Source organism: Buttiauxella massiliensis, from assembly GCF_902500225.1.
Classification (GTDB): Bacteria; Pseudomonadota; Gammaproteobacteria; order Enterobacterales; family Enterobacteriaceae; genus Buttiauxella; species Buttiauxella massiliensis.
The window spans coordinates 429858-438292 of the sequence record NZ_LR722650.1; the positions used below are offsets into that span (position 1 = coordinate 429858).

Below are 8435 nucleotides of genomic sequence, written 5' to 3' on the forward strand. Positions count from 1 at the left end.
CGATTTTCCTTCATAACTAAAAATCGCTATTGACTTTGATTCATCGAACTAGTTAACTAGTACGAAAGTTCACACGAGAAAGGTATCTGATAATGAAAGCGATAATCCGCATGCACAGCTGGTGGCGTACTTCCTGATAACGGGCAGTGTCATCGCTATGGCTGAAATTCAGCCCAGATACCAGGCCCGCCAATGAAGCGGGCTTTTTTTTGAACAAAATATGAGAGCAAAAAATGCAAACACAAAAACCAGCGCTCGAATTACTGATTAACGACGCGCCATATCGTGATAACCCAACGGCGGTTTTCCATCAGTTGTGCGGCGCTCGCCCGGCGACCTTGTTGCTCGAATCAGCCGATATCGACAGCAAAGACGATTTAAAAAGCCTGCTGTTAGTCGACAGCGCGCTACGCATTACCGCTTTAGGTGACACCGTCACGATTCATGCACTTTCTGAAAACGGTGCGTCGTTACTTCCCTTGCTGGATGCCGCACTGCCAACAGGTGTTGAGAATCAACACTCGCCGCAAGGCCGCGTGCTGCGGTTCCCGGCGGTGAGTTCCCTGCTGGATGAAGACGCGCGCCTGTGTTCGCTTTCCGTTTTTGACGCCTTCCGCATTATGCAGGAATTGGTCACCGTGCCGGAAAACGAGCGCGAAGCGATGTTCTTCGGCGGCCTGTTTGCTTACGACCTGGTAGCAGGATTTGAAGATTTGCCGGCTCTCAAGCAAGACAACAACTGCCCTGATTACTGTTTCTATCTCGCTGAAACGCTGCTGGTGATCGACCACCAGAAAAAACACACCCGCATTCAGGCGAGTTTGTTCACCCCGTCAGCTTCAGAAAAACAGCGTTTGATTCAGCGCACCGCGCAACTGAGCAAACAAATGGAGCAGGAACCTGCGCCGCTGCCGGTGCAGAAAGTGGAACGCATGACCTGCGAATGCAACCAGAGCGATGAAGAGTTTGGCGACGTAGTGCGCAAAATGCAGAAAGCCATTCGCATCGGTGAAATCTTCCAGGTGGTTCCATCGCGCCGTTTCTCGCTGCCGTGCCCTTCTCCACTGGCCGCTTACCAGACGCTGAAAAAGAGTAACCCAAGCCCGTACATGTTCTTTATGCAGGATAACGATTTCACCCTGTTTGGCGCATCCCCGGAAAGCTCGCTGAAATACGATGCCGATTCCCGCCAGATTGAAATCTACCCGATTGCCGGGACTCGCCCACGCGGTCGCCGTGCTGATGGTTCGCTTGATCGTGACCTCGACAGTCGCATTGAGCTGGAAATGCGTACCGACCATAAAGAGATGTCCGAACATCTGATGTTGGTTGACCTGGCGCGTAACGACCTGGCGCGCATTTGCACCCCAGGCAGCCGTTATGTTGCCGACCTGACCAAAGTCGACCGTTATTCATTTGTGATGCACCTGGTTTCCCGCGTGGTTGGCGAGCTGCATAAAGATCTGGATGTGCTGCACGCTTACCGCGCCTGTATGAACATGGGCACGCTGAGCGGTGCGCCGAAAGTTCGCGCCATGCAGCTGATTGCCAAAGCCGAAGGCGTGCGCCGCGGCAGCTACGGCGGTGCCGTGGGTTACTTCACCGCGCACGGTGATTTAGACACCTGCATCGTTATCCGCTCCGCCTACGTGGAAAACGGCATAGCCACTGTTCAGGCTGGGGCTGGTGTGGTGCTAGATTCCGTACCGCAGTCCGAAGCCGACGAAACACGTAACAAAGCCCGCGCTGTACTGCGCGCTATCGCTACCGCGCATCATGCACAGGAGATTTTCTGATGGCTGACATTCTGCTGCTCGATAATATCGACTCGTTTACCTATAACCTGGCCGATCAGCTGCGCGCTAACGGACACAATGTCGTCATCTACCGTAACCATGTTCCGGCGCAAACCTTAATTGAGCGTCTGGAAACCATGGACAACCCGGTATTGATGCTCTCACCAGGTCCTGGTGCGCCTAGTGAAGCGGGCTGTATGCCTGAACTGTTGACGCGTCTACGTGGCAAATTGCCGATTATCGGTATCTGCCTCGGTCACCAGGCGATTGTCGAAGCGTATGGCGGTTATGTCGGCCAGGCGGGTGAAATCTTGCATGGTAAAGCGTCGATTATTTCCCATGACGGCGAAGCGATGTTTGCCGGTCTACCTAATCCGCTGCCGGTTGCACGCTACCACTCACTGGTTGGCAGCAATATTCCAGCAGGTTTGACGATTAACGCTCATTTCGACGGCATGGTGATGGCGGTTCGTCACGACGCTGACCGCGTGTGTGGTTTCCAGTTCCACCCGGAATCTATTCTGACCACGCACGGTGCGCGTCTGCTGGAGCAAACGCTCGACTGGGCGCTGCTGAAGTTAAAACAAGCCAACACGCTGCAACCGATTCTCGACAAGCTGTACAAAGCACAGACGCTGAGCCGCGAAGAAAGCCACCAGCTATTTGCTGCGATTGTGCGCGGTGAGTTGAAGCCAGAACAACTGGCTGCGGCGTTGGTCAGCATGAAAGTGCGTGGTGAGCATCCCAACGAAATTGCCGGTGCCGCGACTGCAATGCTTGAAGCCGCAGCTCCATTCCCAAGCCCGGATTATCCGTTTGCCGATATCGTTGGCACCGGCGGCGACGGCAGCAATAGCATTAATATTTCCACCGCCAGCGCCTTTGTGGCCGCCGCTGTGGGCCTGAAAGTCGCCAAACACGGTAACCGCAGCGTTTCCAGTAAATCCGGTTCTTCCGACTTACTGGCCGCGTTTGGTATTAATCTGGAAATGAGTGCTGAAGCGTCCCGTAAAGCGCTGGATGATTTGGGCGTCTGTTTCCTGTTCGCACCGAAATACCACACTGGTTTCCGCCATGCGATGCCCGTGCGCCAGCAGTTAAAAACCCGCACCCTGTTTAACGTACTCGGGCCGCTGATTAACCCGGCTCACCCGCAAATGGCGCTGATTGGCGTTTACAGTGCAGAACTGGTGCTGCCGATTGCCGAAACCCTGCGAGTCCTGGGTTACAAACGTGCGGCGGTGGTACACAGCGGTGGAATGGACGAAGTGTCTCTGCATGCCACCACGCAAGTTGCTGAGCTGCATGACGGCGAGATCAAAAGCTACCAACTGGAAGCGACTGACTTTGGCCTTCCTGCTTATCACCAGGACCAGCTTGCAGGCGGCACACCGGAAGAAAACCGTGACATTCTCAGCCGCCTGTTACAAGGTAAAGGAGAGACAGCTCATGAGTCCGCTGTAGCGGCAAACGTCGCAATGTTAATGCGCTTGCATGGGCAAGAAGATCTTAAAGCGAACGCACAACGAGTGCTGGAAGTACTGCGCAGCGGTGCTGCGTATGACCGGGTTACAGCGCTGGCAGGAAGAGGATAAGTCATGCAGGAAACAGTATTAAAGAAGATCGTCGAGGATAAGGCGATTTGGGTTGAAGCACGCAAGCAACAACAACCCCTGGCAAGTTTCCAGAACAACATCGTACCGGCAACACGTAATTTTTATCATGCTCTGCAAGGTGCCCGTACAGCCTTTATTCTGGAGTGTAAAAAAGCCTCTCCATCTAAAGGCGTGATTCGTGATGATTTCGACCCGGCGCGTATTGCTAATGTTTATAAACACTACGCTTCCGCTATTTCAGTACTGACTGACGAGAAATATTTCCAGGGCAGCTTCGATTTCCTGCCAATTGTCAGCGACATCGTCACGCAGCCAGTATTGTGCAAAGACTTTATTATCGACGCGTATCAGATTCACCTGGCGCGTTTTTATCAGGCCGATGCCTGCCTGCTGATGTTATCGGTACTCGACGACGAACAATATCGCCAGCTCGCCGCCGTTGCGCACAGCCTGAATATGGGCGTGCTGACCGAAGTCAGTAATGAAGAAGAGCTGAAACGTGCGATTGAGCTGAAAGCAAAAGTGGTCGGTATCAACAACCGCGACCTGCGCGATTTATCCATCGACCTCAACCGCACGCGCCAGTTAGCGCCACGTTTAGGCCACGGCGTAACGGTGATCAGCGAATCAGGCATCAGCAATTACGGTCAGATTCGTGAACTGAGCCATTTTGCCAACGGCTTCCTGATCGGCTCCGCGTTAATGGGCGAAGACGATCTTAATGCTGCGGTTCGCCGCGTCACGTTAGGCAACAACAAAGTTTGCGGCCTGACCCGTGCACAGGATGCTCGCGCCGCTTATGAAGCGGGTGCGATTTATGGCGGCCTGATTTTTGTGCCAACATCACCGCGTTTCGTTAGCGATGAAACCGCCGCATCGGTGATTGCTGGCGCACCGCTGAAATATGCAGGCGTATTCCGCAATACTCCAGTTAATGAAGTCGTGCAAAAAGCTGAGGCATTCTCGCTTAATGCTGTTCAATTGCATGGCGACGAAGATCAGACGTACATCGACGAGCTACGTGCCATCCTGCCTGCGAACGTGCAAATCTGGAAAGCACTTAGCGTTAAAGAGAGTTTACCGGCGCGTGATTTAAACCACGTCGACAAATATCTCTTCGACAATGGCCAGGGCGGCAGCGGGCAAAGCTTCGATTGGTCCCTCCTGGCAGGTCAGAATCTGGAAAACGTGATTCTGGCTGGCGGACTGGGCGCAGATAATTGCATAGAAGCAGCGAAAACGGGCTGCATCGGTTTAGATTTCAACTCAGGTGTCGAAAGCGCGCCGGGTATTAAAGATGCTAACAAGCTGGCTGCCGTCTTCCAGACGCTGCGGGCTTACTAAGGAAAATATCATGACTTTGCTTAATCCCTATTTTGGTGAGTTCGGCGGCATGTACGTGCCGCAAATCCTGATGCCTGCGCTGCGTCAGTTAGAAGAAGCTTTTGTTGCCGCGCAAAGCGATGCTGAGTTTCAGGCTGAATTTAACGACCTGCTAAAAAACTATGCCGGCCGCCCAACAGCACTGACCAAATGTCGTAACCTGACAGCTGGCACCAAAACCACCTTGTATTTGAAGCGTGAAGATTTACTGCACGGCGGCGCGCACAAAACCAACCAGGTTCTCGGCCAGGCTTTGCTTGCCAAGAAAATGGGCAAAACTGAAATCATCGCCGAAACTGGCGCCGGGCAACACGGCGTGGCTTCCGCATTAGCCAGTGCCCTGCTCGGCCTGAAATGCCGTATTTATATGGGTGCTAAAGACGTTGAGCGCCAGTCGCCAAATGTGTTCCGTATGCGCCTGATGGGTGCAGAAGTGATTCCTGTGCACAGCGGTTCTGCCACGCTCAAAGATGCTTGTAACGAGGCACTGCGTGACTGGTCTGGAAGCTACGACACTGCGCACTATATGCTCGGCACCGCAGCAGGCCCGCATCCATTCCCGACCATCGTGCGAGAGTTCCAGCGCATGATCGGTGAAGAAACCAAGGCGCAGATCCTTGAAAAAGAAGGCCGCCTGCCAGATGCGGTTATCGCCTGTGTGGGCGGTGGGTCTAATGCAATCGGCATGTTTGCCGACTTTATCAACGATGCCAAAGTCGGCCTGATTGGTGTTGAACCAGCCGGGCACGGCATCGAAAGCGGTGAGCACGGCGCACCATTGAAACATGGCCGTGTTGGCATCTACTTCGGCATGAAATCGCCGATGATGCAAACCGATGAAGGCCAGATTGAAGAATCTTATTCAATCTCAGCAGGTCTGGATTTCCCGTCTGTTGGCCCGCAACATGCGCACCTGAACAGCATCGGTCGTGCAGATTATGTTTCGATTACCGATGACGAAGCACTCGAAGCCTTCAAAACGCTGTGCCGCAGTGAAGGGATTATCCCGGCGCTGGAATCATCCCACGCGCTGGCTCACGCTCTGAAAATGATCAAAGAGAACCCGGAAAAAGAACAGCTGTTGGTGGTAAACCTCTCTGGCCGCGGTGACAAAGACATCTTCACCGTTCACGACATTTTGAAAGCACGAGGGGAAATCTAATGGAACGTTATCAACACGCATTTGAACAGTTGCAAGCTCGTGGTGAAGGCGCTTTTGTTCCCTTCGTTACTCTGGGCGATCCATCGCCAGAACAGTCACTAAAGATTATCGACACGCTGATTGAAGCGGGTGCAGATGCGCTGGAGTTGGGCATTCCCTTCTCCGACCCGCTGGCTGATGGCCCGACCATTCAAAACGCGGCTCTGCGTGCTTTTGCCGCTGGTGTCACACCAACGCAGTGTTTCGAAATGCTGGCGGTAATTCGTCAGAAGCACCCGACGATTCCGATTGGCTTGCTGATGTATGCCAACCTGGTGTTTAGCCGCGGTATTGATGAGTTTTATGCGCTTTGCGAGAAAGTGGGGGTCGATTCTGTATTGATTGCTGATGTGCCAATCGAAGAGTCTGCCCCATTCCGCCAGGCAGCAATGCGCCACAACGTCGCACCAATCTTTATCTGCCCGCCAAATGCGGATGACGCGCTGCTGCGTGAAATCGCGACCCATGGCCGTGGTTATACCTACCTGCTTTCTCGTGCCGGTGTCACGGGCGCAGAAACGCGCGCCCAGTTGCCGCTGCATCATCTGGTAGAAAAACTGACTGAATTTGGTGCAGCACCGTCACTGCAAGGCTTTGGGATTTCTGAACCATCGCAGGTGAAAGATGCCATTGACGCGGGCGCTGCGGGGGCAATTTCTGGCTCAGCGATCGTGAAGATTATTGAGAAGAACCTTGATAAGCCTGACGTGATGTTAAGTGAGCTGAAAGCGTTTGTTCAGAGTTTGAAAGCTGCGACTGTCGCAGCCTAAGTCGACAAAAGGCCGGAGCAATTCCGGCCTCTTGTCATCACAAATACATTAAAAACGATAACCTGCCGAGAACATAAATACCCACGGGTCAATCCGCGTCTTGATATTCTGCTCTTCACCACCAGCTTTAAACTTCACTTCGGTATCGATATCCATATACCAGACGGACATGTTCAACAGCCAATTATCGTTGACCATATAATCCAGCCCAACCTGACCCGCAGCCCCCCAGGAATCTTTCACGCTAAGATCGGTTAAGCCTGCATCTTTGCCAGTCTGATTAAAGTCGGTATCAAAAAAGGTGGTGTAGTTAATGCCGGCGCCAACATACGGACGCACTTTGCTTTTCGCATCACCAAAGTACCACTGTGCCATCAGTGTTGGCGGCAGTTGGCGAACGGTAGCCAGATCACCTGTCGGACCTAAACCAACACGGTGGCGAAATGGTGTAGCCGCAAGCAACTCGATACCGATGTTATCGGTCACCATATAGTCAAATGTCAGTCCCAGTTGGGTATTGTTGCTGACGCTAAAACCGCCCATGCCAAGCACATTGTCAGAGCCTTCAGTTGGGCGAACGGTTGCTGAACCCGCGCGCATGAAGAATTCCCCTTGTTGATGCGCCAATGCTTCGCCAGATACAAAGGTTAATGCAAGTAACGCCACAGACAACTTTTTCATAGCCCTCTCCTTGTTATGGTTTTATAAGCGGGCTGAATATACTCAATTTTGGGTACAAGTTGATCTAACACCGATCACACTTCGCCGGGTAATTTAACATTTAATGATCTGGATTAATTTTTCGCATTTTGCTTAAAGTCGTAACTTTGGTGTCGTTTGATCCATAACCCGACATAATCTGGCACGAGTAATATTATTTAGAACCAAATACAAAATGGGCAGTACTGTTCAGTAACAGTGCTGCCCATTTGTCTAAGATGTGATGAATTATCGCTTTATCACCAATAACCACATCCTCCCTTTGATGCTGGAAGATAAAGATGAGCAATTTATCCCGGTGATGACGCCTTACTGGAAAATCTATCCACCGGTTTATCTTTACTATTTAAAAAGCACCGGCAAGGCAAATCGAGTCAAGGCACTGATTGATTTCTTAATAATGAAAACAAAATAATAGCCATCAACATAACCTGTCTTAACGTGCGCGGCCGTTTGTTGCGCTAGCTGAATGAAAGATGCGCTGATGTATTTTCTATCATTTATTAAAATTTAAAATTAAATACATTTTTTAAATTATCCCATTATTTTGGGGGAGCATTGTGCAATGCTTAATACTCAACAGACATTGTGGAGCAGTTTTTTGAGGATATCTTCTGCAGTTAAGTTAAACCTCGATTTCCAGCTACACTGAACTATAAATTTATCTTAGTTCATCATTTGTTTAAGGGATAACATGGCTTTAACGCGCAGAGAGTTTTATAAATTCGCTCTGGGATCGGTGGTCGGTTTAGCCGTCCTCAGACAATCCCCCTCAGTGCTTGCGGACTCACGTCCACTACAAATCACCTTAAAGCATGGAGCTGACTAGTCCTGATATAGGTTGACACTTTTCAGCCTTAAAATGCCTGATGAACTTCATCGGGCGTTTTGTATTTTAACGACAGATGCGGACGCCGGGTATTGTAGATTTCTACCGACTCCCTGACCA

The 8435-nt window shown here is 51.4% G+C and carries 7 protein-coding genes, 1 pseudogene and 1 other annotated feature; of the genes and pseudogenes, 6 read left to right on the forward strand and 2 right to left on the reverse strand.

The features are described 5' to 3' along the window. The first annotated feature begins 113 nt into the window (after nucleotides 1-113). Nucleotides 114-211: a sequence feature (Trp leader region), on the forward strand. 22 nt (nucleotides 212-233) lie between these two features. Genes GC128_RS06520 through trpA form a run of 5 tightly spaced genes read left to right on the forward strand, consistent with a single transcriptional unit; the run spans nucleotide 234 to nucleotide 6766 of the window. Further along, complete coding sequence (locus tag GC128_RS06520) at nucleotides 234-1796, forward strand: anthranilate synthase component 1 (protein WP_151993619.1); 1563 nt, start codon at nucleotides 234-236, stop codon at nucleotides 1794-1796. Next, entirely contained in the window at nucleotides 1796-3391 is a 1596-nt protein-coding gene (gene trpD / locus GC128_RS06525) for a bifunctional anthranilate synthase glutamate amidotransferase component TrpG/anthranilate phosphoribosyltransferase TrpD (RefSeq protein ID WP_151993620.1), read from the forward strand. The genes GC128_RS06520 and trpD overlap by 1 nt, the downstream gene beginning before the upstream one ends. A gap of 3 nt (nucleotides 3392-3394) precedes the next feature. Then, a complete protein-coding gene (trpCF, locus tag GC128_RS06530) occupies nucleotides 3395-4756 on the forward strand; it encodes a bifunctional indole-3-glycerol-phosphate synthase TrpC/phosphoribosylanthranilate isomerase TrpF (RefSeq protein ID WP_151993621.1) in 1362 nt (453 codons plus the stop codon). Between the two features lie 7 nt (nucleotides 4757-4763). Next, entirely contained in the window at nucleotides 4764-5957 is a 1194-nt protein-coding gene (gene trpB / locus GC128_RS06535; protein WP_034457050.1) for a tryptophan synthase subunit beta, read from the forward strand. Next, the gene (gene trpA, locus GC128_RS06540) at nucleotides 5957-6766 is read left to right on the forward strand and encodes a tryptophan synthase subunit alpha (protein ID WP_151993622.1); all 810 of its coding nucleotides are present in this window, start codon (nucleotides 5957-5959) and stop codon (nucleotides 6764-6766) included. The genes trpB and trpA overlap by 1 nt, the downstream gene beginning before the upstream one ends. Nucleotides 6767-6814: 48 nt before the next feature. Here trpA and ompW read toward each other — a convergent pair whose 3' ends face one another. After that, nucleotides 6815-7447 (reverse strand): outer membrane protein OmpW, encoded by a 633-nt coding sequence (gene ompW, locus GC128_RS06545; RefSeq protein WP_151993623.1) that lies wholly within the window; start codon nucleotides 7445-7447, stop codon nucleotides 6815-6817. Nucleotides 7448-7706: 259 nt separating this feature from the next. Between ompW and GC128_RS06550 the strand changes: the two are divergent. After that, a pseudogene (locus tag GC128_RS06550) lies at nucleotides 7707-7901 on the forward strand (LysR family transcriptional regulator); the annotation flags it as partial. A gap of 442 nt (nucleotides 7902-8343) precedes the next feature. Here GC128_RS06550 and GC128_RS06555 read toward each other — a convergent pair. Next, a partial coding sequence (locus GC128_RS06555; protein ID WP_151993624.1) for an integrase core domain-containing protein occupies nucleotides 8344-8435 on the reverse strand: 92 nt, incomplete at its 5' end.

What these genes read in the sequence shown, in the direction of transcription:
- trpCF (WP_151993621.1), top strand. Translation starts at nt 3,395, where the DNA reads ATGCAGGAAACAGTATTAAAGAAGATCGTCGAGGATAAGGCGATTTGG.
- trpD (WP_151993620.1), top strand. Translation starts at nt 1,796, where the DNA reads ATGGCTGACATTCTGCTGCTCGATAATATCGACTCGTTTACCTATAAC.
- trpA (WP_151993622.1), top strand. Translation starts at nt 5,957, where the DNA reads ATGGAACGTTATCAACACGCATTTGAACAGTTGCAAGCTCGTGGTGAA.
- GC128_RS06520 (WP_151993619.1), top strand. Translation starts at nt 234, where the DNA reads ATGCAAACACAAAAACCAGCGCTCGAATTACTGATTAACGACGCGCCA.
- ompW (WP_151993623.1), bottom strand. Translation starts at nt 7,447, where the DNA reads ATGAAAAAGTTGTCTGTGGCGTTACTTGCATTAACCTTTGTATCTGGC.